Annotated in this window: 21 protein-coding genes; 18 read left to right on the top strand and 3 right to left on the bottom strand. The window is 66.0% G+C overall.

Translation table 11 applies throughout. From position 1 onward, the window contains the following. Positions 1 to 73: 73 nt before the first annotated feature. The 8 genes from AC097O_RS18945 to kdpE all read left to right on the top strand — a co-directional run bounded on the left by AC097O_RS18945 (position 74) and on the right by kdpE (position 11,840). The gene (locus tag AC097O_RS18945) at positions 74 to 988 is read left to right on the top strand and encodes a LysR family transcriptional regulator (protein ID WP_479594422.1); all 915 of its coding nucleotides are present in this window, start codon (positions 74 to 76) and stop codon (positions 986 to 988) included. Between the two features lie 157 nt (positions 989 to 1,145). Next, a complete protein-coding gene (locus tag AC097O_RS18940; RefSeq protein ID WP_479594421.1) occupies positions 1,146 to 3,482 on the top strand; it encodes an alpha/beta hydrolase domain-containing protein in 2,337 nt (778 codons plus the stop codon). Positions 3,483 to 3,702: 220 nt separating this feature from the next. After that, positions 3,703 to 3,801 (top strand): K(+)-transporting ATPase subunit F, encoded by a 99-nt coding sequence (gene kdpF / locus AC097O_RS18935; protein ID WP_315192404.1) that lies wholly within the window; start codon positions 3,703 to 3,705, stop codon positions 3,799 to 3,801. Then, positions 3,801 to 5,513, top strand: a complete 1,713-nt coding sequence (gene kdpA, locus AC097O_RS18930) for a potassium-transporting ATPase subunit KdpA (RefSeq protein WP_479594420.1) — start codon at positions 3,801 to 3,803, stop codon at positions 5,511 to 5,513. The genes kdpF and kdpA overlap by 1 nt, the downstream gene beginning before the upstream one ends. An 82-nt stretch (positions 5,514 to 5,595) precedes the next feature. Further along, complete coding sequence (gene kdpB / locus AC097O_RS18925) at positions 5,596 to 7,665, top strand: potassium-transporting ATPase subunit KdpB (protein WP_479594419.1); 2,070 nt, start codon at positions 5,596 to 5,598, stop codon at positions 7,663 to 7,665. A 10-nt stretch (positions 7,666 to 7,675) separates the two neighbouring features. Next, positions 7,676 to 8,248 carry a potassium-transporting ATPase subunit KdpC gene (gene kdpC / locus AC097O_RS18920; RefSeq protein ID WP_479594418.1) on the top strand — a complete coding sequence of 191 codons (573 nt, stop codon included), beginning with the start codon at positions 7,676 to 7,678 and terminating at the stop codon, positions 8,246 to 8,248. 9 nt (positions 8,249 to 8,257) lie between these two features. Then, complete coding sequence (locus AC097O_RS18915) at positions 8,258 to 11,017, top strand: DUF4118 domain-containing protein (protein WP_479594417.1); 2,760 nt, start codon at positions 8,258 to 8,260, stop codon at positions 11,015 to 11,017. Between the two features lie 136 nt (positions 11,018 to 11,153). Further along, entirely contained in the window at positions 11,154 to 11,840 is a 687-nt protein-coding gene (gene kdpE / locus AC097O_RS18910) for a two-component system response regulator KdpE (RefSeq protein WP_479589134.1), read from the top strand. Between the two features lie 141 nt (positions 11,841 to 11,981). Here kdpE and AC097O_RS18905 read toward each other — a convergent pair whose 3' ends face one another. Both AC097O_RS18905 and AC097O_RS18900 read right to left on the bottom strand, forming a co-directional pair. Next, positions 11,982 to 12,197, bottom strand: a complete 216-nt coding sequence (locus AC097O_RS18905; protein WP_479589133.1) for a hypothetical protein — start codon at positions 12,195 to 12,197, stop codon at positions 11,982 to 11,984. A 68-nt stretch (positions 12,198 to 12,265) separates the two neighbouring features. Next, entirely contained in the window at positions 12,266 to 12,931 is a 666-nt protein-coding gene (locus AC097O_RS18900) for a TetR/AcrR family transcriptional regulator (RefSeq protein ID WP_479589132.1), read from the bottom strand. Between the two features lie 134 nt (positions 12,932 to 13,065). On the opposite strand from AC097O_RS18900, the gene AC097O_RS18895 reads away from it, so the two are divergent. The 6 genes from AC097O_RS18895 to AC097O_RS18870 all read left to right on the top strand — a co-directional run bounded on the left by AC097O_RS18895 (position 13,066) and on the right by AC097O_RS18870 (position 19,586). Continuing rightward, positions 13,066 to 13,851: an SDR family NAD(P)-dependent oxidoreductase gene (locus AC097O_RS18895; protein ID WP_479594416.1), complete on the top strand. Its 786-nt coding sequence runs from the start codon at positions 13,066 to 13,068 to the stop codon at positions 13,849 to 13,851. A gap of 22 nt (positions 13,852 to 13,873) precedes the next feature. Next, complete coding sequence (locus AC097O_RS18890) at positions 13,874 to 14,983, top strand: DUF5938 domain-containing protein (RefSeq protein WP_479594415.1); 1,110 nt, start codon at positions 13,874 to 13,876, stop codon at positions 14,981 to 14,983. A 3-nt stretch (positions 14,984 to 14,986) separates the two neighbouring features. Further along, the gene (locus AC097O_RS18885; RefSeq protein WP_479594414.1) at positions 14,987 to 16,531 is read left to right on the top strand and encodes an acyl-CoA synthetase; all 1,545 of its coding nucleotides are present in this window, start codon (positions 14,987 to 14,989) and stop codon (positions 16,529 to 16,531) included. Next, complete coding sequence (locus tag AC097O_RS18880; protein ID WP_479594413.1) at positions 16,528 to 17,709, top strand: lipid-transfer protein; 1,182 nt, start codon at positions 16,528 to 16,530, stop codon at positions 17,707 to 17,709. Before AC097O_RS18885 ends, AC097O_RS18880 begins: the two co-directional genes overlap by 4 nt. Before the next feature lie 42 nt (positions 17,710 to 17,751). After that, entirely contained in the window at positions 17,752 to 18,603 is an 852-nt protein-coding gene (locus AC097O_RS18875) for a transporter (RefSeq protein ID WP_479594412.1), read from the top strand. 86 nt (positions 18,604 to 18,689) lie between these two features. After that, complete coding sequence (locus AC097O_RS18870) at positions 18,690 to 19,586, top strand: pseudouridine synthase (RefSeq protein ID WP_479594411.1); 897 nt, start codon at positions 18,690 to 18,692, stop codon at positions 19,584 to 19,586. Positions 19,587 to 19,654: 68 nt separating this feature from the next. Here AC097O_RS18870 and AC097O_RS18865 read toward each other — a convergent pair whose 3' ends face one another. After that, positions 19,655 to 19,903: a UPF0175 family protein gene (locus AC097O_RS18865; protein WP_315227171.1), complete on the bottom strand. Its 249-nt coding sequence runs from the start codon at positions 19,901 to 19,903 to the stop codon at positions 19,655 to 19,657. 124 nt (positions 19,904 to 20,027) lie between these two features. Between AC097O_RS18865 and AC097O_RS18860 the strand changes: the two genes are divergently transcribed. The 4 genes from AC097O_RS18860 to AC097O_RS18845 all read left to right on the top strand — a co-directional run bounded on the left by AC097O_RS18860 (position 20,028) and on the right by AC097O_RS18845 (position 24,909). Next, positions 20,028 to 20,921: a LysR substrate-binding domain-containing protein gene (locus tag AC097O_RS18860; protein WP_479594410.1), complete on the top strand. Its 894-nt coding sequence runs from the start codon at positions 20,028 to 20,030 to the stop codon at positions 20,919 to 20,921. Between the two features lie 187 nt (positions 20,922 to 21,108). Then, entirely contained in the window at positions 21,109 to 22,728 is a 1,620-nt protein-coding gene (locus tag AC097O_RS18855) for a GMC family oxidoreductase (RefSeq protein WP_479594409.1), read from the top strand. A gap of 22 nt (positions 22,729 to 22,750) precedes the next feature. Next, on the top strand, positions 22,751 to 23,647 hold the full coding sequence (locus AC097O_RS18850; protein WP_479594408.1) for a HalD/BesD family halogenase: 897 nt from the start codon (positions 22,751 to 22,753) through the stop codon (positions 23,645 to 23,647). A gap of 35 nt (positions 23,648 to 23,682) precedes the next feature. After that, complete coding sequence (locus AC097O_RS18845) at positions 23,683 to 24,909, top strand: M24 family metallopeptidase (RefSeq protein WP_479594407.1); 1,227 nt, start codon at positions 23,683 to 23,685, stop codon at positions 24,907 to 24,909. Positions 24,910 to 25,430: the final 521 nt, after the last annotated feature.

Here is a 25,430-nt window from a genome sequence, read left to right as displayed (position 1 = left end):
AGGCCGGGCTGCCGCCAGAGGCCTTCTTTGCCGACGCGTTCACCAGCGAAGCTGACAAGGCTGCTCCCTAGGCATGGCCATCCGCGTCGGAGACGATATTACCTTTCGCCGGCTGGAAATTTTTCTGGCTTACATGCATGAGGGCAATCTAACGCGTACCGCCGAGGTGCTAGGCACCAGCACCGTCAGCGTGCACCGGGCCTTGCACGCCCTGGAGGAGGGCTTGCGCTGCGCTTTGTTTCGCCACGAGGGCCGCAACCTGATCCCGACCCAGGCCGCGCAGGTGCTGGCCGAAGCGGCCAAAGACGTGCTGCACCTGATGGCCGAGGGCGTGCGCTCCACCCGCGAGGCGGCAGGCTATGCGTCCGACCAGATCCGCATCGGCTCGCTGTATTCGCTGACCATCAAGACCGTACCGAGTCTGTTGATTGCCCTGAAAGTGCGCAAGCCCGAGTTGCAGCCCGAGCTGGTGCTGGGCTCCAACGCCGTGCTGCTGCACAAGCTGGCCCAGGGTGCGATTGACGCAGCGTTGATGGCCATTCCCGACAATGCACCCGACATCGAATCCCTGCCGCTGTTTGAGGACGACATCTACTTTGCCGCGCCGGTGGGCTCGCGCTACGCCGATATGGCGGCGGTGGACCTGGCCCAGTGTGCTGGCGAGCGCTTTGTCAGCCTGACCCAGGGCTTCGCCACCTACAAGGGTTTTCAGGATGCCTTTCGCATTGCCGAATTCACCCCCAAGGTGGTGATGCAGACCGATGACATTTTTTCGCTGATGAACCTGGTCAGCGGGGGCCTGGGCTGCACCCTGCTGCCAGGCCGGGTGCGCGATGTGTTCCAGCACAAGGTGCAGCTCATTCCGTTGCAGGCCAAATTTGCCATGCGCCAGACCATCGCGCTGAACTTTTTGCGCACGCGCGAGCGCGACCCCAACCTGCTGACCCTGTTGTCGGTCTGCCGCCTGTCCCTGGCCCCTCTCGCCTAAAAATACCCCAAAGGGTTAACCCCTGATTGTTTCGTGGGGCGTAAACATCCCTGCTTCTCCTTAATTGTTCTGTCGGTGCGGGCTCAGTACATTCCAGCCCGAGAAGCCGGGCTGTGCCTTTGCGCCCGGCGATCGCCAACAACAAGGAGACAACGAGATGGTGAAGATGACCGGTTCCCTGGTCCACTACGCGCTGCGTGGTGGTTCTGCTGCTGCGGTGGTGGTGCTGGCCGCTTGCGGTGGCAATGAAGTCGCGTCGCGCCTGCCCGCCGCGCGCAGCGCACTGGTGCCGCCGGACTACACCCGCCCCTGTGCCATCACGCGCTCGGCCATTGAGCGCTTTGCCGTCAAGGGTACCGGCCTGGCGTTCGGGGGTGCCGGCTTTGGCAGCGTGGGCACCTACACCTACACGCTGGCCGAGGCGACGGCCACCGTTTCGCCCCAGGACGAATGCGCCGCCACCATCGTCGATCTGAAGAACACCGTGCCCGATGCCTCGGGCCATGTGCGCTACACCTTCGATGTGGTGCTGCTGGCCCCCACCGATGCCGCGCGCGGCAACGGCACGCTGTTCTACGAGGTGTCCAACCGGACCAACACACTGCTGGTGTCCGCATTGAACGAGGGCTCGGTCAACGACCTGTTCACGAACGTGCGGCCCCAAGTCGTTGCAACGGCCAGCGGCGATGTGGCCGGTACGGGCGCGGGCAATGGCTTTTTGTTGAACCAGGGTGCCAGCATCGTCTGGGCGGGCTGGCAGGGCGACCGGCCCCAGACGCTGAATGGGGCCTCTGCCGCCATCAGCACCACACAGCGCTGGTACGCACCCGGCATGACACTGCCCATCGCCGTAGACCGGAGCAACGGCAACGCACCCATCACCGGCCGCGTGCAAGACGAGTTCAATGCCGACAATGCCACGGCCAACCTGCTGGGCACCTACTACAAACTCGCGCCCGGCAGCCAGGGCACCGCCACGCTGACGGTGCGCAAGACACCCACCTCGGCCCCCATCACGGTGGCCACCTCGCTGTGGACCTACACCGCAGGCACCGGCACGGGCGTGGCGGGTGGCACCGGGGCCGACGGCTATGGCTTTGTCACCATCGACCGCGCCGCCGTGCGCTCCGATGCCACCTACGCCGCCGCGCTGGATGCCGGGCTGGACAACGGCAGCATCTACCAGTTCAACTACACCGCCGTGGAGCCCAAGGTCATGGGCCTGGGCTTTCTGGCCACGCGCGACCTGGTGGGCTTCTTGCGCCATGGCACGGCGGGCAACCCGCTGGCAGGCCGCATCCAGACCACGCTGCTGGGGGGCATCTCGCAATCAGGCCGCTATGTGCGCGATTTCCTGTGGCAAGGCTTCAACACCGACGCACAGCAGCGCCGGGTGTTCGACGGCATGCTGCCGCTGGTGGGCGGATCGCGCAAGACCTACACCAACTACCGCTGGTCCAAGCCCGGCGACTATTCACGCCAGCACGAGACGCACTACACGCCGGGCGACCAGTTCCCGTTCGGCTATGCCACCTTGACCGACCCCGTCAGTGGCCGCACCGACGGCCTGCTGAAGAAGTGCACAGAGGACCGCACCTGCCCCAAGCTCATCCAGTACGACAGCCCCATCGAATTCGGTGGCGCGCGCGCCTCGCTGGTGGCCACCGACGGCCTGGGCAACGATGTGGCCATACCCGACAACGTGCGCCTGGTCTATGCCACCGGCACCCAGCACAGCCCCTCGCAGCTGGCCGCCAACGCGCGGACGCAGCCCGACATGACGGTCACCCGCAGCGTGGCGGCCACTGCGCCCACCTATGCCGCCACCGTCAACAATGCCAGCACGGCGCTGGTGCGTGCGCTGTATGTGAACCTGGAAGGCTGGGTCAAGGGCACGGCGCAGCCGCTGCCCAATGCCTGGCCCACGGCGCGTGCTGGCACCCTGGCCGTACCCACCGCATCGCCCGCCAGCCTGGGTGGGCCAGATCTGTCGGGGGTGGCGTTTACCGGCGTGAGCGGCACGCCCGGCCTGGCCTTCAACGGGGTCTACAACACGCTCAGCCTGAACGATGAAAGCGTGATTCCCTCGGCCATTTCCAGCAAGTTCTACGTGGTGCAACAGCCCACGGTGGACGCGCAGGGCAACGATGTGCCCGGTGTGAAGATGCCCGACTCTTCGGTGCCCTTGGCCACCTTCACTGGCTACAGCTTGCGCAAAAGCGGCTTTGTGGCGGGCAACCAGTACGGCTTGAACGGTTCGCAACTGGCCTTTGCCGTGACCGACGCGCAGCGCCAGCCCGGCGACCCGCGCCGCAGCGTGCAAAGCCTGTACGGCTCCAAGGCCGGGTACGTGGCGGCGGTCAACCAGTCGGTGGCCGACCTGGTCGCCCGTGGGCTGATGCTGGACGGGCGCTTTGGTGCCGACGATGCTGCGGCCTACCGCAACCGCGCCCAGGCGCAGGCCCTGCAGCCGGGGTTTGCCGTGCTGCCTTGATCCTTCCCGTTAGACCCCGTCTTTACGCTTTCTATACACCTCTCCTTCCACTCATTACTCCGTCTTTACGCCCAGTTACGTAATCTCACACCATCAATTTCTCTAGAAAGCGTGATGGTATGGATGTGCTGTGGATTGCGGGCCTGGGCCTGTTGTGGGGGGTGATGGTGCTGCTGCTCAAAGGGTTCCAGAAGCTGGAAAAACCCCAGGGAGGCCGCGCATGATCCCGCTCGACGTGCTCTATGGCCTGGGCGGCTTGTGTGCTGTGCTGTTGCTGGCGTACCTGGTCTATGCGCTGATCTGCGCGGAGGAGTTTTGATGTCCTCCAACGCCTGGATTTTGCTCACCGTGTATCTGGTGGTCCTGCTGGCCGCCGCCTGGCCGCTGGGCCTGTGGCTGGCGCGCCTGGCCCAGGGCGAACTGCCCGGCTGGATGCACAAGCTCGAGGCACCCATTTACAAGCTGGCGGGCACATCGCCCGACAAGTCCATGCACTGGGCGCACTACGCGCTGGCGCTGCTGGCCTTCAACCTCCTGGGTGCCCTGGTGGTCTACGCGCTGCAGCGCCTGCAGGTGTGGCTGCCGCTGAACCCGCAGGGTATGGCGGCGGTATCGGCCGACTCGGCCTTCAACACCGCCATCAGCTTTGCGTCCAACACCAACTGGCAGGGCTATGCGGGCGAGTCCACCATGGGCTACCTCACCCAGATGCTGGGCCTGGCAGTGCAAAACTTCTTCTCTGCCGCTACCGGCATCGCCGTGGTGTTCGCGCTGGTGCGCGGCTTTGCGGCGCGGTCTACGGCTGTGATTGGCAACTTCTGGGTGGATGTGGTGCGCGTCACCGCCTGGGTGCTGGTGCCACTGTCGCTGGTATTGGCGCTGGTGTTGGTCGGCCAGGGCGTTATCCAGAATTTTGACGGCTACCAGACGGTGGCCACGCTCCAGGCCGGGCCGCAAACCCTGCCCATGGGCCCGGTCGCGTCGCAAGAGGCCATCAAGATGCTGGGCACCAACGGCGGCGGCTTCTTTAACGCCAATTCGGCCCACCCGTTCGAGAACCCCACGGCGTTGAGCAACTTCTTGCAGATGCTGGCGATCTTTCTAATCCCCGCCGCGCTGTGCTTTGCCTTTGGCCGCGTGGTGGGCGATGCGCGCCAGGGCTGGGCGGTGCTGGCGGCGATGACCGTGCTGTTCGTGGTGGCCGTGGTGGCCATCATCCCTGCCGAGCAGGCCGGGAACCCGCTGCTCACCCCGCTGGGCGTGGACCAGATGGCCAGCAGCCTGCAGCCGGGCGGCAACATGGAAGGCAAGGAGCTGCGCTATGGCATCACCGCCAGCAGCCTGTTTACCGTCATCACCACAGCGGCAAGTTGCGGCGCGGTCAACGCCATGCACGACTCCTTTACCCCGCTGGGCGGCATGGTGCCGCTGGTGCTGATGCAGCTGGGCGAGGTGGTGTTTGGCGGCGTGGGCTCGGGCCTGTACGGCATGCTGATTTTTGCCATCCTGGCGGTGTTCATCGCCGGGCTGATGATTGGCCGCACCCCCGAGTACCTGGGCAAGAAGATCGAGGTGCACGAGATGAAGCTCACCTCCATCGCCATTTTGGTCACGCCCCTGGTGGTGCTGGCGGGCACGGCGGTGGCCGTACTGTCGGGCGCGGGCCAGGCGGGCGTTGCCAACCCCGGCGCGCATGGCTTCAGCGAAATTTTGTACGCGCTGAGTTCGGCTGGTAACAACAACGGCAGCGCGTTCGCCGGGCTGTCGGCCAACACGCCGTTCTACAACATCCTGCTGGGCATCGCGATGTGGATCGGGCGCTTCGGAATGATCGTGCCGGTGCTGGCCATTTCCGGTTCGCTGGCGGCCAAGCAGCGCCTGCCGGTGACATCGGGCACCTTGCCCACGCACGGCCCGCTGTTTGTCAGCCTGTTGATCGGCACCGTGCTGCTGGTGGGCCTGCTGAACTACGTGCCCGCGCTGGCCCTGGGCCCGGTGGTCGAACACCTCATGCTGTGGGCGAAACCATGATTGCTGCATATTTAATAGCTGCTCACGCCCATGGAATGGGCGCTAGAGGCCGATTTGGCTTAAATTTTCGAAAGATGTCTGTATGAACACCCCCAAGTCTTTGGTGTTGCTCGATCCCGCCCTGCTCAAGCCCGCGCTGGCCGCTGCCTTCACCAAGCTCAACCCGCGCGTGCAGTGGCACAACCCGGTGATGTTTGTCGTCTTTATCGGCAGCATCTTGACCACGCTTTTCGGCGTGCTGGCGCTGGACAGTGGCGACGGCACGGCGGGCTTCGTGCTGGCGGTGGCGGTGTGGCTGTGGTTCACCGTGCTGTTTGCCAACTTTGCCGAAGCCCTGGCCGAGGGCCGTGCGCAGGCGCAGGCTTCCTCGCTGCGCAGCCTGAAGAAAAGCACCATGGCCAAAAAGCTGCGTGAGCCCAAGTACGGCACGACGTGGCTCCCTGAAGAGGCTGAAAACCTGCGCAAGGGCGACGTGGTACTGGTCATGGCACACGACCTGATCCCGCTAGACGGCGAAGTCATCGAAGGCGTGGCCTCGGTGGACGAGAGCGCCATCACCGGCGAATCGGCCCCGGTGGTGCGCGAGTCGGGCGGCGATTTCTCCAGCGTCACCGGTGGCACGCGGGTGTTGTCCGACTGGCTGGTGGTGCGCATCAGCGTGAACCCTGGCGAGTCGTTCCTGGACCGCATGATCAGCATGGTGGAAGGTGCCAAGCGCCAGAAAACGCCCAACGAGATTGCGCTGACGATTCTGCTGGTGGCGCTGACCATCGTGTTCCTGGTGGTCACGGTGACGCTGCTGCCGTTCTCGATGTTCAGCGTGCAGGCTGCGGGCGCGGGCACGGTGGTCAGCATGACGGCCCTGATCGCGCTGCTGGTCTGCCTGATCCCCACCACCATCGGCGGCCTGCTGTCTGCCGTGGGCGTGGCGGGCATGGGCCGCATGGTGCAGGCCAACGTGATCGCCACCTCGGGTCGGGCGGTGGAAGCGGCAGGTGATGTGGACGTGCTGCTGCTGGACAAAACCGGCACCATCACCCACGGGAACCGCCAGGCCTCGGCCTTTTTCCCCGCCCCCGGCGTGGGTGAAGCGCAACTGGCTGCCTGCGCCGCCCAGGCTTCGCTGGCCGATGAAACCCCCGAGGGCCGCAGCATCGTGGCCCTGGCGCAGCGGTTAGGGACGGTGCCGCTGCTGGTGGGGCAGACCACCGAGGTGCCTTTCACGGCGCAGACCCGCATGAGTGGCATCGACGTGGTGGCAGGCACTACCACCCGCGTGCTGCGCAAAGGCGCGGTGGATGCGATCCGCAACTATGTGCAAGCCCACCACGGCCACATGCCCACCGAAGTGGCCCACACCGCCGACGACGTGGCGCGCCGGGGCAGCACGCCACTGGTGGTGGTGGAAGGCAACACGGTCTTGGGTGTGGTCGAGCTCAAAGACATCGTCAAGGCAGGCATCAAAGAGCGCTTTGGCGAACTGCGCCGCATGGGCATCAAGACGGTGATGATCACCGGCGACAACAAGCTCACCGCTGCCGCCATCGCCGCCGAGGCGGGCGTGGATGACTTCCTGGCCGAGGCCACGCCCGAACAAAAGCTGGCCCTGATCCGCAAGTACCAAAGCGAAGGCCACCTGGTCGCCATGACGGGCGACGGCACCAACGACGCGCCCGCCCTGGCCCAGGCCGATGTGGCCGTGGCCATGAACAGCGGCACCCAGGCCGCCAAGGAGGCGGGCAATATGGTGGACCTGGACTCCAACCCCACCAAGCTGCTGGAGATTGTGGAAACCGGCAAGGCCTTGCTGATGACGCGCGGCGCGCTCACCACCTTCTCGATCGCCAACGACGTGGCCAAGTACTTTGCCATCATCCCGGCCATCTTCGTCAGCACCTACCCGCAGCTGCACGCGCTGAACGTGATGGGGCTGGGCAGCCCGTCCAGCGCCATCTTGTCGGCGGTGATTTTCAATGCGCTGATCATCATGTTTTTGGTGCCGCTGGCGCTCAAGGGTGTGCGCTACCGCCCCGTGGGTGCCGCCGCGCTGCTGCGCCGCAACCTGCTCGTCTACGGCCTGGGCGGCCTGGTCGTGCCCTTCATCGGCATCAAGGCGATTGACCTGTTGCTGGTCGCCACCCACCTCGTTTAAGGAGTTCAAAGTGAACGCAATTCTTCGTCCCACCCTGGTGGTGTTTACCGCTCTTACGCTGCTCACCGGCGTGCTGTATCCGCTGGCCGTTACCGGCGTGGGCCAGGCGGCGTTTCCCCAGCAGGCTGCTGGCAGCCTGGTGCTGCGTGATGGCCAACCGGTCGGTTCCGAGCTGATCGGCCAGAGCTTCAGCGCCCCGCGTTACTTCTGGGGCCGCCCCTCGGCCACTGCCCCGCAGCCCTACAACGGCGCAGCATCCGGTGGCTCGAACCTGGGCCCGCTGAACCCGGCGTTGACCGATGCTGTCAAGGCCCGCATCCAGGCCCTGCGCGATGCGGACCCCGGCAACACCGCCCCCGTGCCGGTGGACCTGGTGACGGCATCCGCCAGCGGGCTGGACCCGCACACCAGCCCTGCGGCAGCGCTGTACCAGATTCAGCGCGTAGCCAAGGCGCGGGGGCTGGAGGCTGCCAAGCTGCAAGCCCTGGTGGCGCAGCACACTGAGCAGCCCTTGTTCGGCTTTTTGGGTGAGCCGCGCGTCAACGTGCTGCGCCTGAACCTGGCGCTGGATGGCATGCAGTAACCTCCGCGCATGGACAACCGACCCGACCCCGATGCACTGCTGCAGCGCCTGCAAGAGCAGGATGCGGCCCGCACGCGGGGCCGCTTGCGCATCTATTTCGGGGCCAACGCAGGCGTGGGCAAAACCTACGCCATGCTCAGCGCCGCCCAGCAGGCGCACCAGGCCGGGCGCGAGGTGCTGGTGGGCGTGGTGGAAACCCATGGCCGCAAGGAAACGGCAGCCCTGCTGCACGGCCTGGAGCTGCTGCCGCTGCACCAGCTCCCCTACCGGGGCCAGACGCTGCCCGAATTTGACCTGGACGCAGCCCTGGCCCGCAAACCGGCCATCCTGCTGGTCGATGAGCTTGCCCACAGCAATGTGGAGGGCTCGCGCCACCCCAAGCGCTGGCAGGACGTGCAGGAGCTGCTGGCCGCAGGCATCGAGGTCTGGTCGGCCCTGAACGTGCAGCACCTGGAGAGTCTGAACGGCACGGTGGGGGCCATCACCGGGATCCGCGTGCTGGAGACCGTGCCCGACACCGTGCTCGACAGCGCCGACGAGATCATCCTGGTGGATGTGACCCCTGACGAGCTCACCGCCCGGCTACAGGCGGGCAAGGTCTACCTGCCGCAGCAGGCGGCCCGCGCCGCACAGAACTTCTTCCGCAAGGGCAACCTGATTGCGCTGCGCGAAATCGCCCTGCGCCGCACGGCAGAGCATGTGGAAGACGACGTGCGCAGCTACCGCGTGGAGCAGTCCGGCAGTGCCGCCGACCTGCCGCCCGTATGGAACACCTCCGGTGCCATACTGGCCTGCATCGGCCCCTTGGAGGGCGCGGAGCACACCGTGCGCACCGCTGCGCGGCTGGCCGGGCAGCTCAACGTGCGCTGGCACGCCGCCTATGTGGAAACCCCGCTGCTGCAGCGCCTGGAGGCCACCGAGCGCGACCGCATCCTCACCGTGCTGCAACTGGCCGAAACCCTGGGTGCCGATACGGCGGTGTTGACCGGCAGCGGTATCGCCGAAGCCCTGGTCCTCCAGGCCCAGACGCTGAACTGCGCCACCCTGGTGGTGGGCCGTCCGCGCCAACCGCTGCGTTGGCAATTTTGGCGGCGCTGGGCCCCCACGCTGACGCGCCAGCTGGCCACCTTGGCCCCCACGTTGGATGTGCTGGAGGTGGGCGGCAGCCCCAGCACGCGCCGCCTGGCCCGCGCCTGGCTGGCCAACGATACCGACGATGCCGCCCCCAGCCGCGCCTGGCAACCCTGGGCCGCCGCCCTGGGCGGTGCCGTGCTGGTCAGCCTGCTGGCCGCGCCGCTGGCGGACCGGCTGGACCAGGCCAATATCGTCATGCTGTTTCTGGTGGCCGTGGTGCTGGTAGCGGTGCGCTACGGGCGCGGCGCGGCGGCGCTGGCGGCGGTGCTGAACGTGGCCGCGTTCGACTTCTTTTTTGTCACACCCCGCTTCTCGTTTGCGGTGCACGACCTGCAGTACCTGGTGACCTTTGTGGTGATGCTGGCCATCGGCCTGCTGACCGGCCAGCTCACCGCCGGGCTGCGCTTCTCGGCCCGCATCGCCGCCAGCCGCGAACGCCGGGCGCAGGCCCTGTTCGACCTGACGCGCGAGCTGTCCGCCGCGCTGCTGACCAGCCAGGTGGTGGAGATCGGCCAGACCGCCGTGCAGCGCCTGTTCACCCAGGTGGAAGGCGTGGCCTTCGACCCGGTCAAAGGCGGCAAGGTGATGGTGCTGGTGGCCGAGCACACCGACGCAGGCACGGGCCACCTGCGTTTGCCCGGTATGCTGCCGCACGACTTCGACGCGGGCATTGCCGAGTGGGTGCTGCGCACCGGCCACAGCGCCGGGCTGGCCACCACCACCTTGCCCGCCCACCCCTGGCACTGCGTGCCGCTGCAAGCCCCCATGCGGGTGCGCGGCGTGCTGGCCCTCAAACCCAGCCAGGCGCGCTGGCTGCTGATTCCCGAGCAGCAGCAACTGCTGCAGACCCTGGCCCGGCAAATCGCGATTGCGCTGGAGCGGGTGCACTACGTCGAGGTAGCGCAAGAAGCCGTGGTGCACATGGAATCCGAGCGCCTGCGCAACACCTTGCTGGCCGCGATTTCGCACGACGTGCGCACCCCGCTCACCGCCTTGATGGGCCTGGCCGAGTCGCTGCACACCGCGCAGCCGCCGCTGGCCCCCGCCCAGGCGGATACGGCCCAGGCCATGGTGGTGCAGGCACGCGAACTCTCGGCCCTGGTCACCAACCTGCTGGACATGGCGCGGCTGCAAAACGGTGCGGTAGCCCTGCGCAGCGATTGGCAGTCGGTGGAGGAACTGGTGGGCTCCGCCATCCGCGCCGCCGCCCCCGCTCTGCGCGGCCAACCGGTGGATACCGACATCCCTGCCGACCTGCCGCTGGTGGAATACGACGCAGTGCTGATGGAGCGCGTGCTGGTCAACCTGCTGGAGAACGCCGCCAAATATGGGACGCGTGACGGCGCGGCCCCCATCGTGTTGACCGCCCGCACCACCCCCACCAGCCTGGTACTGGCGGTGCGCGACCACGGCCCCGGCCTGCCGCCCAAGCTGCGGGGCCGTGAGGCCGAGCTGTTCGATAAGTTCACCCGGGGCAGCACGGAATCCACCACCCCTGGCGTGGGCCTGGGCCTGGCCATCTGCAAAGCCATCGTGGATGCGCACCGGGGCCAGATCGTGGCGGCCAACGCACCGGGCGGTGGGGCAGAATTCACCCTCACTCTGCCGCGCCGCCCTGCGCCTGACATCTTGTGAGTACACCGTTGACGACCTCTCGCCCCCACCCCAGCCCTCCCCCGAAGAGGGAGAGAGCAAGACTGGACCCCGCATTTCCCCCTCCCCTCCCGGGGGAGGGCTGGGGTGGGGGCCGGATGTTTGGTATTAGCTTTTCATGACCACCCCTGTTGCCGTTCTCATCGAAGACGAACCCCACATCCGCCGCTTCGTGCGCGCCGCGCTGGAGGCCGAAGGCTGGCAGGTGTTCGAGGCCGACACCGCCCAACAGGGCCTGACCGAGGCGGGCACCCGCAAGCCCGACCTGCTGGTGCTCGACCTGGGCCTGCCCGACGGCGATGGGCTGGACGTGCTGCGCGACGTGCGCGGCTGGTCGGCCGTGCCCATCATCGTGTTGTCGGCCCGCAGCGACGAGGCCGACAAAATCGCCGCCCTGGATGCCGGGGCCGACGACTACCTGACCAAGCCCTTCGGCGTGGGCGAGCTGCTGGCCCGTGTGCGCGCCAACCTGCGCCGCCCCCGCGTGGCCGAGGCCAGCGAGGAAGCCGTGTTCCGCTTCGGCCCGGTGGAGATCGACCGCACCGCACGCCTGGTGCGCCGGGGCGGGGCCGAGGTGCACCTCACCCCCATCGAATACCGCCTGCTGTCCGTGCTGGCCAGCAACGCCGGTCGCGTGCTCACCCACCGCCAGCTGCTGCGCGAAGTCTGGGGCCCCGCCCACACCCAGCAAAGCCACTACCTGCGCATCCACATGGGCCATTTGCGCCAAAAGCTGGAGGCTGACCCGGCGCAGCCGGTGCATTTGCTGACGGAGACGGGGGTGGGGTACCGGCTGCTGGCCTAAAATCTAAGCAAAATCTGCCCTCACCGCCGATCGAATGGGCGTAAGCAGCTACTTATTTAGTAGCAAAACGGCGCTTCCCTGGCGATCTTCACCGCCGATCAGACGGCGGCAGGTGGCGTTCCAGGTCCATGCTGTTGGCCATCAGCGGCCAATCACGCCATGGGCCAGCGTAGCCAAGTGTTTGCCCAGAGCATCCGATGAGTCAAAGCTGCTGAATGCACCTGCATCGATGTCGGCTATGCCGATCCGGGCGGCCTCGCGCAAAACTTCGCAGGCGTTATGGCTGCCCGCAGAACGGGCCATGTGTTCCAGAAGCTGGGGCGGGTGGTCTCTCGGCTCAAGGTGGCGGGTGGGCATAGAAACCTCGGGCAAAAAATATGTGCCAAATCTGCCTCTTGCGCTCACTCCATAAGCGCAAGCAGCTACTAATTCAGTAGCGTAGCCTGCCCAGTCAAAAACCCGTCCAGCGCCTGGCGCACGTCGGCTTGCATCTGGGCCACAGCGGTTTCGTCGCCGGACAGGTGCTTGAGCAGGGCCTGCTGGAACAGACCGTCGAACAGGGCGTACAGCGCGGGTGGCGACAGGGTCAGCGGCAGCTGGGCCAGCTCGGCGCAGCGGGCCACCACGCGCCACACCATGTTTTCCAGGCTTTTGTCGATCGCGACCACGTCGGCGCGGAAAGCTTCCTCGAACAGGGCCTGGGCGCGCAGGTCGTACCACAGACGGTGCATGGAGGCCTCTGCGCGCAGGGTGTCGCCCAGGATCTGCGCAAACCCGTCGCGCAGGGCGGGGTAGCTGGGCGCGTCGAGGGTGACCTGGTCGTAGCGGGTGACGCAGCGGCTCTTGTACTGGCGCACGCTGCACACGATCAGGTCCAGCTTGTCGCTGAAGTAGTAGTGCAGCACGCCGTGCGAAAACTCGGAGTTTTGGGCGATTTCACGCAGGCTGGTGCGGGCATAGCCCAGGCTGGCCAGGGTGTGCAGGGCGGCCTCGCCCAGCTCCGCACGGCGTTCGGCGAACTTGTCTACCCGCGTACGGGGAATGCGCGTGGTTTTGGGTGCGAGTGCGGCGGCCATATAGAGCGAAAGCATAGCACGCAGCCCTCTTCCATCCACTGTGATACCCCCTGTTTACCCTAATTTCTGGACACTTGCCCAGTAAATTCTTGACGACTGTCAAAAGAATTTCTAGCATGGGCCGAACCACAACAACAGCAGGAGACAACATGACGCAGTTCGATCTGACGGGGCGCAAGGCGCTGGTAACCGGGGGTGCCCGCGGCATCGGGGCGGGCATTGCCGCCGCGCTGGCCCGGGCGGGCGCGGCGGTGATGCTGGGGGATGTGCTGGTAGAGCAGGGGCGCGAAACCGCCGCGCAGCTCTCGGCGGGCGGGGCCCAGGTGGGTTTTGTGCCGCTGGACGTGACGCAGGACGACAGCTGGGCCAGCGCCGTGGCCGCCACGGTGGCCACCCTGGGCGGCTTCGACATTCTGGTCAACAACGCCGGGATCGAAATCACCTCGCTGGTGATCCAGCAGGATGCTGCCGACCTGCGCCGCATGCTGGACGTGAACGTGGTGGGCACCATGCTGGGCATAAAGCACGCATTCAAAACCATGCAGCCCGGCGGGGCGGTGGTGAATGTGTCGTCGGTGGCGGCCACGATTGCCTTCCCCGCGATTGCCGGGTATTCGGCCAGTAAATCGGCGGTGGACCGGCTCACACGGGTGGCGGCCATGGAGTCGGGCAAGCTGGGCTACGGCGTGCGCGTCAACTGCATTTACCCCGGCCTGGTGCCCACCGAAATGGGCGCGCGCTTGGCCGGTGACGTGGTCACGGCGGGCCTGTTTCCCAGCGTCGAGGCCGCCATCGGCTCGGTGGTGGGGCAAACCCCGCTGGGGCGGCTGGGCGAGGTGCGCGACATGGCCGACGCGGTGGTCTTCCTAGCCTCCGATGCCGCCCGCTTCATCACCGGCGCGGGCCTGCCTGTCGACGGTGGGATGGGCATGTAATTTCAAATCAAGGAACTGAAAAATGAGCAAAAAACCTGTTGTCGTTTACGGCGCGTCCGGCTACACGGGCCGCCTGGTGTGTGAGTACCTGACCGAGCTGGGCCTGCCCTTTGTGGCCGCGGGCCGCGACAAGGCCCGCATCCAGGAGGTGATGGAAAAAGTGCCCGGCATCGAGCGGGCCGACTACGAGGTGGTGGCGGTAGAGCACACCGTGGACGCGCTGACCGAGCTGTTCCAGGGCCGCACCATGGTCAGCAACATGGTGGGGCCGTTCAGCAAATACGGTCCCGAGGTGGTCGAGGCCTGCCTGAACGCGGGCGTGCACTACACCGATACCACCGGCGAGCAAGACTGGATGATCGACTCCCAGGCGCGCTGGGGCCAGAAGTTCGCCGCCAAGGGCCTGCTGCTGTCGCCCGGCCTGGCGCAGATGTACACCACCGGCGAGATCGCCGCCAACATCTGCCTGGAGACCCCCGGCATCGATACGCTGGACATTCTGGTGCTGTGGAAGGGCTTTCCCACCTACGCCTCCACCCAGACCATCTTCAGCATCCTCAAGGCCAAGTGGTACTACCTGGAGCAAAACCAGTACGTCGAATGGCCGCAAGACACGCACTTTGATGTCAATGTGCCCGGCCACCACGTACCCGCGCTGGTCACGCCCTGGGCGGGCACGGCGCACCCGGTGTGGTTCAAGAGCGACCCGCGCGTGGCCAACTGCAAGGCGCTGGGCGGGGTGTTTGCACGCGAGGTGATGGTGGGCTTTGTGGCCACCCAAAAGATGTACCAGGAGCAGCTCGCGCCCCTGCCCCCCGCCGAGCGCGAGGTGGCGCTGGCCAACATTGCCGCGTCCATCCAGGCCGGCATGCCCCCGCGTGAGAACCCGCGCATCAACACCACGCTGGATTCGGTCTACGGCTCGGGCCCGCTGGCGCGCACGCACTGTGTGATCCACGGCAACTGCAACTACAAGCAGACCGGGCTGCTGCAGGCCTACGCCGCCTTCAGCCTGTTGCAGCAAGCGCCGCAGCGGGTGGGTTTTGCCTCGGGCTGCCAGGCCTTTGGCCACCGCACCCTGCTGGGCATTCTGAAGACCCACGGGTTGGTGATGGACCCCGTGGTGGGCTAACCCATGCGCCTGACCGACTACCTCGACAAAGGGGCCATGCTGGGGGCCAGCGCACCCTGCCTGGCCATGGGCGACACGGTGCTGGGCTACGCCCAGGTGCAGGCCCTCAGCTACCGCATCGCGCGGGCCTTGCAGCGCGACGGTATTGCCCCTGGCGACAAGGTGGCGGTGCTGGCGGGCAACGACCCGGTGGCGTTTGCCAGCGTGTTTGGCATCTCCCGCGCGGCCGCCGTGTGGTGCCCCATCAACCCGCGCAACGAGGTGGCCGAGAACCGCTTTGTGCTGGACGCGTTTGACTGCCGTTGCCTCATTTTTCATAGCGCCTACGCGCCGCTGGTAGAGCAGATGCGGGCCGAATTGCCAAAGTTGGTGGTGCTGGTGTGCCTGGACCAGAGCCTGCCGTTTGCCCCCATGCTGGAGTCGTGGCTGCAGGGCTGCAGCGATGAGCCCATCACCGTGCCCACCGTGGACGACGTGGCCATGATCGCTGGCACCGGCGGCACCACCGGCAAACCCAAGGGCGTGATGCTGTCCAACCGCAACCTGGAGAGCATGAGCGCGCTGACGCTGATGGGCTACCCGTTTCTGGGCCGGCCCGTCTACCTGGCCCTGGCCCCGCTGACCCATGCGGCGGGCGTGCTGTGTCTGCCCATCATGGCGCTGGGTGGGCGCGTGGTGATCATGCCCAAGCCCGACCTGGGCGAGTTTTTGCAGCTGATTGAACACGAGCGCATCACCCACACCTTTTTACCGCCCACGCTGATCTACATGCTGCTGCAGCACCCGGCGTTGGCCAGCACCCGGCTGGATTCGCTGCAGTGCTTCTGGTACGGTGCGGCCCCGATCGCGGTGGCCCGGCTGGAAGAAGCGCTGGAAAAGATCGGCCCGGTGATGGCCCAGCTGTTTGGCCAGACCGAGGCCCCGATGATGGTGTCCATGATGGCCCCGCGCGAGCACTTCCACGCCGATGGCAGCATCGCCCGCCAGCGTCTGGCTTCGGCAGGCCGCCCCGGCCCGTTGGTGCAGGTGGCGGTGATGGACGAACAGGGCCAACTGCTGCCCACCGGCGACAACGGCGAAATCGTGGTGCGCGGCTCGCTGGTCATGCTGGGCTACTACAAGGATGCGGCCGCCACCGCCGAAGCCTCGCGCTTTGGCTGGCACCACACCGGCGACATCGGCCACCTGGATGCCGACGGCTACCTCTACATCGTGGACCGCGCCAAAGACATGGTGATCAGCGGTGGCTTCAACATCTACTCCATCGAAGTGGAGCAGGCGCTGCTGCAGCATCCCGGCGTGCAGGATGGCGCGGTGATCGGCCTGCCCGATGCCAAATGGGGTGAGCGGGTGGTGGCGGTGCTGCAGTTGCGGCCCGGCCAGTCGCCCAGCGCGGCCGACATCCAGGCCTTCGTCAAGGCCCGGCTGGGCAGCGTCAAAGCGCCCAAACAGATCGAAATCTGGCCCGACCTGCCGCGCTCCAAAGTGGGCAAGGTGCTGAAGAAAGACATCCGCGCCACCTTGCTGGCCCAGGAAGGCGCGTTATGAACACGGTTTGCGTGGCCGGTGTCGGCATGATTTCGTTCGCCAAGCCCGGTGCCCATGTGCCCTACCCGGAGATGGCCGCCACGGCGGGGCGGCAAGCCCTGCGGGATGCAGGCATTGCCTACGAGGCCATCCAGCAAGCCTATGTGGGCTACGTGTATGGCGACTCCACCGCCGGGCAAAAGGCGCTGTACGGGTTGGGCATGACCGGCATTCCCATCGTCAACGTCAACAACAACTGCTCCACTGGCTCCACCGCGCTGTTTCTGGCCCGCCAGGCGATTGCCAGCGGTGCCGCCGACTGTGTGCTGGCGCTGGGTTTTGAGCAGATGAACCCCGGCGCGCTGGGCACGGTGTTCAACGACCGGCCCAGCCCCTTCGAGGACTTTGACCGCGAAGCCGCCGCCCTGGTGGGCCAGCCCGATCTGCCCCTGGCGCTACGCTACTTTGGCGGCGCGGGCCTGTGCCACATGCAAAAGTACGGCACGCCGCTGGCCGCGTTTGCGCAGATCCGCGCCAAGGCCAGCCGCCACGCCGCCCATAACCCGCTGGCCCTGTTGCGCAAAGTGCTCACTGCAGACGATGTGCTCAACGCCCCGGCGCTGTGGCCCGGCGTGCTGACCCGTTTGATGGCCTGCCCGCCCACCTGTGGGGCGGCCGCCGCCGTGCTGGTGTCCGAGTCTTATGCCCGAGCCCACGGCCTGCGCAGCGACGTGCGCATCCTGGCCCAGGCCATGACCACCGACCGGCCCGACAGCTTCGACAGCCACGACATGATGAACCTCGTGGGCTACCGCATGACCCAGGCCGCCGCGCAGCAGGTGTACGCGCAGGCGGGCATAGGCCCGGACGACCTGGACGTGGTGGAGCTGCACGACTGCTTTGCCCAGAACGAACTCATCAGCTACGAAGCCCTGGGCCTGTGCTCCGAAGGCGGCGCGGCGCAGTTCATTGCAGCGGGCGACAACACCTACGGCGGCAAGGTGGTCACCAACCCTTCGGGCGGCTTGTTGTCCAAGGGCCACCCGCTGGGCGCCACCGGCCTGGCCCAGTGTTTCGAGCTGACCCACCAACTGCGCGGCACCGCAGAGCAGCGCCAGGTGCGCGGCGCGCGGCTGGGCTTGCAGCACAACCTGGGCCTGGGCGGCGCCTGCGTGGTGACGCTGTACGGCACGGCTTGACGCGCCTTTTCCCCTGCATAAAACAAAACACCGGAGACAACCATGAAAAGCCCCATCCCCCGCCTTGCCGCCACGGCCCTGCTGCTGGCCGCCGCCACCGCACACTCGGCAGCCATTCCCGACCCCGGCGACTACACCGGCCTGCCACCGGGCACCGATCTGGCGCTGCTGTACGTGCAAAACATCCAGGCCGACCAGCTCTATGCCAACGGCCAGCGCGTGGCCTTGCCCAAAGACCTGGGGCTGAACATCGACGTGGGCATCTTCCGCTACGTGCATTACATGCAAATGGGCGGCATCCATTTTTCGCCGCAAATCATCGTGCCGTTTGGTCAGCAAAAGGTGGGTTTGAGCGGAGCCAAAAGCTCCGGCTTGGGCGACATTTTGTTTGGCGGCACCTTGTGGACGATTGCGGATATGAAGGGCGGCGAGCACCTGGGCTTTACCGCGCTGGTGACCGCACCCACCGGGGCCGACAAGGACAAGGGTTACGCCATCAGCGACAACCGCTGGGCCCTGGAGCTGGAAGCTGGCTACAGCAAACGCTTTGCTCCGAAATGGACGCTGGACCTGGTGCTGGACTCCGAGTTCTACCAAAACCGCCGCGACACCGGTGCCAAGAAAGACCCGATGCTGCTGGGCGTGGGCCACCTGCGCTACCACCTCAGCGATGCCACGTACCTGGCCACGTCGCTGCGCTACACCACCGGTGCCAAGGAAAGCCTGGGCGGCACCACGATCAACGACCGCAAGAACGACACCAACCTGATGTTCACCGTGGCCAGCTTCGTCACACCCCAGGTGCAGTTGATGGCCCAGTTCGGCAAAGACCTGCGGGTAGAGAGCGGCCCCAAGACCCAGGCGGTGCGCCTGCGCGCGCTGTACGTCTTCTGAGCGGGGGCTGCGTTGGGGGTTCGCGATTAAAATGTGGCATTGCCGCTTATGCTTATTGCATGAATAGCTCTTTTATTCATAGCACCATGACCACCCCCCTGCAGCCCCCCAAACCACCCGTCCCCTTCCGCCGCGCCGCGCCCCCCGCCGGAGCCGCCGGAAAGCCCAACAGCAGCGACCCCATCCGTCTGAACAAGCGCATGGCCGATCTGAACATGTGCTCGCGCCGCGAAGCCGATGAATGGATCGCCCGGGGCTGGGTCAAGGTCAACGGGGCGATTGCCGAGATGGGGGTCAAGGTCACGCCCAGCGACCGCATCCAGATCGACAAGGCCGCCAGCGGCCACCAGGCCAACCAGGTCACCATCCTGATCAACAAGCCCATGGGTTACGTGAGCGCCCAGGCCGAGGACGGCCACGAACCGGCGGTCTCGCTGTTCACCGCGCAAAACCGCTGGGCCGAGGACAACGCCCGCTTCTTCTTTCACCCCAAGCAGCTGGTGGGCCTGGCCCCCGCCGGGCGGCTGGACATCGACTCCATCGGCCTGCTGGTGATGACGCAAGATGGCCGCGTGGCCCGCCAGCTCATCGGCGAAGACTCGGTGATGGAAAAGGAATACCTGGTCCGCGTGGCCTACCACGGCCTGGGCCAGCCCGCGCCCACCGGCCAGCTCATCCGCATGGACGACGACGACCCCATCACCAGCAACGTGCAGGCCGTGTTCCCGCCCGCCATGCTGGCCAAACTGCGCCACGGCCTGAGCCTGGATGGCCAGGCCCTCAAGCCCGCCAAGGTCACCTGGCAAAACCCCGAGCAACTGCGCTTTGTGTTGACGGAAGGCAAGAAACGCCAGATCCGCCGCATGTGCGAGCTGGTGGGTCTGAAGGTGGTGGGCCTCAAGCGCGTGCGCATCGGCAATGTGATGCTGGGCAACCTGCCCCTGGGGCAGTGGCGTTACCTGGCACCGCACGAAGGGTTTTGAGGGTTGTGGCTTAAGGCTGGGTCAAGGCAATCAGCGGCGTGGTGTTGGTGACCAGCACCTGACTCCGTTCAGGCATTGCGGACATCGCTGGCCAGTTCCTCTGCATCCAGGTCGATCATCGGCACGCCAAAGCCCTGCAGTGCCGCCAGGAACGTCACCCGGTCCATGCCAATCAAGCTGGCCGCCATGCCGGACGACAGGCGTTTCATCTCGAACAGTTTGGCGGCCATGGCCAATTTGGCTTCTTGGGCAAAGTCTTCGGGCGAGCGGTGCATGGCATCCAGATACAGGCTGGGGACTTCAACAATGATTTGCATGGCGGCTCCAGAACGGCGGTAAACACCGATTTTGCATGGGATTGCGTTCATGGCACCACACTCTGCTCGGTGAGCGGCATGCGAATTGCATAATCCGCGCTGACTTCCGATGGCCATCCCCACCATGCACAAACGCCTCCCCCCGCTGAATGCGCTGCGCGTGTTCGCGGCTGCGGCCCGTACCGAGAACTTCATGCAGGCGGGCGAGAGCCTGTTTGTCACCCAGGGGGCGGTGAGCCGGCAGATCAAGCAGCTCGAAGAGTGGCTGGGCGTGCCGGTGTTCACCCGCACCCACCGCGGCGTGCAGCTCACGCCGGCCGGGCGCCAACTGGCCACCGCCGTGGATACCGCGTTCCAGCACATCGACACCGTGGTGCAAAACCTGCAGCACCACAACCTGCGCCAGCAGCTGGCCATCAACCTGCCGCCCACCTTTGCCACCCGCTGGATGGCACCGCGCCTGCCGGACTTTAGGCGGCAGTTTCCCCACATCGACCTGTCCATCAGCACCCACGACGTGCACGCCCCGCGCGATGTGCGCCACTGCGACTGCGTCATCGCCTTCAGCGACCAGGCCTGGGCCGATGGCGACTGCTCCCTGCTGATGGTGGAGCAGCACGTGATGCTGGCCAGCCCGGTGCTGTGGAATGGCGACCAGCCCCCGCGCCTGGAAGATGCCACCCTGCTGCACATCACCGACGGCAATGTGCGCATGCCCATGTGGGAGCACTGGTGCGCCGCCCAGGGCCTGACCGAGGTGAATCCCAAACCTGGCCTGAGCTTTAGCACGCTGGACCAGGTGATCAACGCCGCCGTGGCCGGGGCCGGGGTGGCCATCGTGGACGAGGCCATGGTGCCCAGGGAGTTGGCCGAGGGCAGCCTGAGGCCCTTGAGCAACGTGAAGGTGGCCGGGCCGCACGGCTACTGGTTCGTCAACCTGGCCCGCGATGCCGAAAGCCGGGCACTCGTGGGCTTGTTCCGCGACTGGCTGGCGGGGCAGTTTGCGCCTGCCATTTAAGAGCCCATAAACATCCGGCCCCCACCCCAGCCCTCCCCCGGGAGGGGAGGGGGCAAGGCAACTACCCCCTCCCCACCGGGGGAGGGTCGGGGTGGGGGCACTGCCTCCAGCCACACCATTTTTCTCAAGGCTGGGGCCGCGAATTCGTGGTTTGCCCAGACCGTAGCCGCCCGCTAACCTGCGGCGCATGAACGAATACGACTACATCATCGTCGGTGCAGGGTCCGCCGGGTGCGTGCTGGCCAACCGCCTGAGCGCCAGCGGTAAAGACCGGGTTTTGCTGCTGGAAGCCGGGGGCTCGGACCGCAGCCCCTGGATCCAGGTGCCGATTGGCTATGGCCGCACCTTTGCCGACCCGCGTTTCAACTGGATGTACCACGCCGAGCCCGAGCCCGCCATGGGCAACCGCCGCCTGTACTGGCCGCGCGGCAAGGTGCTGGGGGGCACCAGCTCGATCAACGCCATGGTCTACATCCGTGGCCAGCGCGAAGACTTCGACGACTGGGAGGCCGCAGGCAACCCCGGCTGGGGCTGGAAGTCGGTGTTGCCGTACTTCAAGAAGTCTGAAGACCATGTGGGGGGCGCATCCGAGCACCACGGCAGCGGCGGGCCGCTGCGGGTCAGCGAATTCAGCAGCAAGGTGCACCCGCTGTGCGACACCTTCATGGCCGCCTGCAACGCCCTGGGCTACCCCACCACGGCCGACTTCAACGGCGCGCAGACCGAAGGTGCGGGCCTGTGGCAAATGACCATCCGCGACGGCGTGCGGGCCTCTACCGCCAACGCCTTTCTGCGCCCGGCGCTCAAACGCAAGAACCTCAGCCTGCAGACCCGCGCCCAGGTGACCCGGGTGGTGTTCGAGGGCACCCGCGCTGTGGGCGTGGAGTTTTTGCACAAAGGCAGTCTGCACACCTTGCGCGCCGCTAAGGAAGTAGTGCTGTCCGGCGGCTCCATCAACTCGCCGCAGCTGTTGCAGCTCTCGGGCGTGGGCGACGCGGGCTTGCTCCAGGGCCTGAACATCCCCCTGGTGCGCCACGCGCCCGCTGTAGGGCAGAACATGCAGGACCACGTGTGTGTGTCGTACTACTTCAAGTCCAAGGTGCCCACGCTCAACGACACGCTGTACCCGTTCAGCGGCAAGGTCAAGGCCGCCCTGCAGTACCTGCTGGGCAAGCAGGGCCCGCTGGCCATGAGCGTAAACCAGGCCGGGGCCTTTGTGCGCAGCCGCCCGGAGCTGGCGCGGCCCAATATGCACGTGTACTTCAACCCCATCAGTTACACCGCCAACGCCAAGCCCCAGGCCAAGCTGATGAACCCCGACCCGTACTCGGCGTTTTTAATGTCCTTCAACACCTGCCGTCCCACCAGCCGCGGCAGCATCACCATCCAGTCTGCCGACCCGTTGGCCAAGCCGGTGATCCGCACCAACTTCTTGTCCACCCCCGAGGACCTGGCCGATGTGCAAGAGGGCAGCCAGCTGCTGCGGCGCATTGCCGCCAGCGCGCCCTTGTCGGGCGTGGTGGCCTCCGAGCTGTTCCCCGGCCCCGACGCCACCTCGCCCGAAGCCCTGCTGGAAGACTTTCGCCAGCGCAGCGGCTCGGTCTACCACGCCTGCGGCACCTGCGCGATGGGCCCAGACCCGGTGCGCCATGTGGTGGACCACCGGCTGCGGGTGCATGGCATCCAGGGCCTGCGGGTGGTGGATGCCTCGGTGTTCCCGGCGGTCACCTCGGGCAACACCAACGCGCCCACCATCATGGTGGCCGAAAAAGGCGCCGACCTGATCCTGGAAGACCACGCTGTCTGAAGATTTTCAACCTGGAGTTTGTATGAGCACTTTCCCCACCCTCGCATTGGCCGATGCCGAATGCATGGACCTGAGCGACATCGTCGACACTGAGCGCTACCCGCTGCAGGCCCCCGGCTCGCAGCGCATGCAAGAACTGGTGGAGATGTGCCGCCAGCAGTTGGCCGCCGAGGGCAGCTACGTGCTGCCCGGCTTTCTGCGCCCCGAAGCCATGCAGCGCGTAACCGAAGAAGGCCGCGTGCTGGCGCAGAAGACCTTCTTCTCGCCGCGCCAGCAGACCAACGCCTACTTCACCAACGACGACCCCAGCCTGCCCGCCAGCGACCCGCGCCGCTTCTTCATGGACCGCACCAGCGGCTTCGTCACCCGCGACATGATCCCGGCGGACTTCATCATCCACCGCATCTACGTGGCCAAGGCCATGAAGCTGTTCGTGGCCGCCTGCCTGCAGCAGGAACGGGTGTGGGAATACGCCGACCCGTATGCAGGCCTGGTGCAAAACGTGCTGCCCGACGGCACCCAGCAGCCTTGGCACTACGACACCAACGAGTTCATCGTCTCCATGATGACGCAAAAGGCCGAGCACGGCGGCGACTTTGAATACTGCCCCAACATCCGCTCGCCCGAGGGCGAAAACTACGAGGGCGTGGGCAGGGTGGTGCGTGGCGAAGACCGCAGTGTGGTCAAGGTGCTCACGCTGCGCCCCGGCGACGTGCAGTTCTTCAAGGGCCGCTTCTCGCTGCACCGCGTTACCCCGGTTAGCGGCAGCATCCAGCGCCACACCGCCATCTTTGCCTACTCGCAAAAGCCCAATGTGATGGGCCGCCTGGAGCGCACCCGCCAACTGTATGGCCGCGTGTCGGAGGCCCACCTCATCGCTGAAAGCCAGTTAGTGCGCAACGACAGCTTGATCGATTGATTTCTTCTTTTATAACAAACCGAAAGCCCCCCACCATGGCCCTTATCCGTCCCACCCAGCGCCTCGAAGACTGCGAACCCACCGCCGCCGAGATTGCACAAATCCAGCGCGACCGCATGGCCCGCGTCAAGGCCGAGCTGAAGAAACGCGACCTGACAGCATGCATCCTGTTCGACCCCACGCACATCCGTTATGCCAGCGGTTCGCGCAATATGCAGGTCTACTCCATGCGCAACCCGGCGCGTTACCTGTTCGTGCCCGCCGAAGGCAAGGTGGTAATGTTTGAGTACGCCGGTTGCGACTTCCTGGCCGACGGCCTGGACACCATCGACGAAGTGCGCCCGGCCACCGCCATCTCGTACTACTTCTGCAACGACAATCTGGGTGACGTGACCAAGCGCTGGGCCGCCGAGCTGCACGAGCTGATCCAGCAGTGCGGCGGCGGCAAGAAGATCGCCCTGGAAAGCGCCACCTCTGCCGCCGCCTTCGCGCTGCAGGCTTACGGCTACATCTTGTCGGATGCGCAAGAGCCGCTGGAACGCGCCCGCTGCATCAAGGTGGACAACGAGATCAAGATGGTCCGCGCCTCGCTGCGCGCCGCCGAGCAGGGCGTGCGCAACCTGGAAGCCGCCCTGGTGCCCGGCATCAAGGAAAACGAACTCTGGTCGCACCTGCACCAGCACATCATCGCCACCGACGGCGACTACATCGAAACCCGTTTGCTCAGCTCCGGCCCGCGCACCAACCCCTGGTTCCACGAGTGCAGCACCCGCGTCATCGAAGACGGTGACCTGGTCGGCCTGGACACCGACGTGGTGGGCCGCTTTGGCTACTACGCCGACTTTTCGCGCACCTTTTTGTGCGGCAAAGGTCCGGCCAACGCCGCGCAAAAAACCGTCTACCAGCTGGCCTACGAGCAGATCCACACCAACATGGAACTGGTCAAGCCCGGCATGAGCTTCTCGGAGTACACCACCCGCGCCTGGAAAATCCCCAAGCCCTACCAGGCCCGGCGCTACTTTGCGCTGGCGCACGGCGTGGGCATGTGCGGCGAGTACCCGTACATCGTGCACCGTGAAGACAGCGATGCCAAAGGCTACGACGGTGTGTTCGAGCCCGGCATGACCCTGTGCATCGAGAGCTACATCGGCCACGAAGACGGCGGCGAAGGTGCCAAGCTCGAAGAGCAGATCTACATCCGCAACGACGGCAGCATCGAGCTGCTGTCCGACTACCCGTTCGAGCAGCGGCTGCTGGGGTAGCTTGGCGGGGGCAGGAGGTGGGGTCAGATCCCCATTGCGCGACGGCTGTTGGCGGCAAATGCGCGATCGTGACCCGCAATGGGGCTCTGACCCCTCCGGGTGGTTCTCCGTGACGGAGGGTGGCGGAATGGCGTCTTCTGGGTGCCATGAGCATCCCCGGCCGGGTAGTGCGCCCGGCGGCGCAGTTACCTTTCTTTGAACGCCAAAGAAAGGTAACCCAAAGAAAGGCGCCCCAACTGTCTGCGCCCCGTCGCTATCGCGCCGGAGAACCTGCGGTGCTCGCTTTGGGCGGGGTCTGGCTAAACTCGCTGGCGCTCAAACAACGCCAGCCCTGATCCGCCCAAAGCTGTGCTCCTCGGCGCACACAGATGGGGACCCCGGGGAGCGGGATCGGCCCGGCTTTGCCGGGCATCGCGCTTAGGGCGCGAGCAGGGATGGGTATTGCGTTGGTTTCAAACTTTCAGGTCGTTTTTCATCTGCCAAATCGGCCTCCTGTGCTGATCCAATCGGCACAAGCAGCT

The organism is Rhodoferax sp. LS1P39 (assembly GCF_056521425.1).
This window is presented reverse-complemented; position numbering and strand designations above follow the sequence as displayed.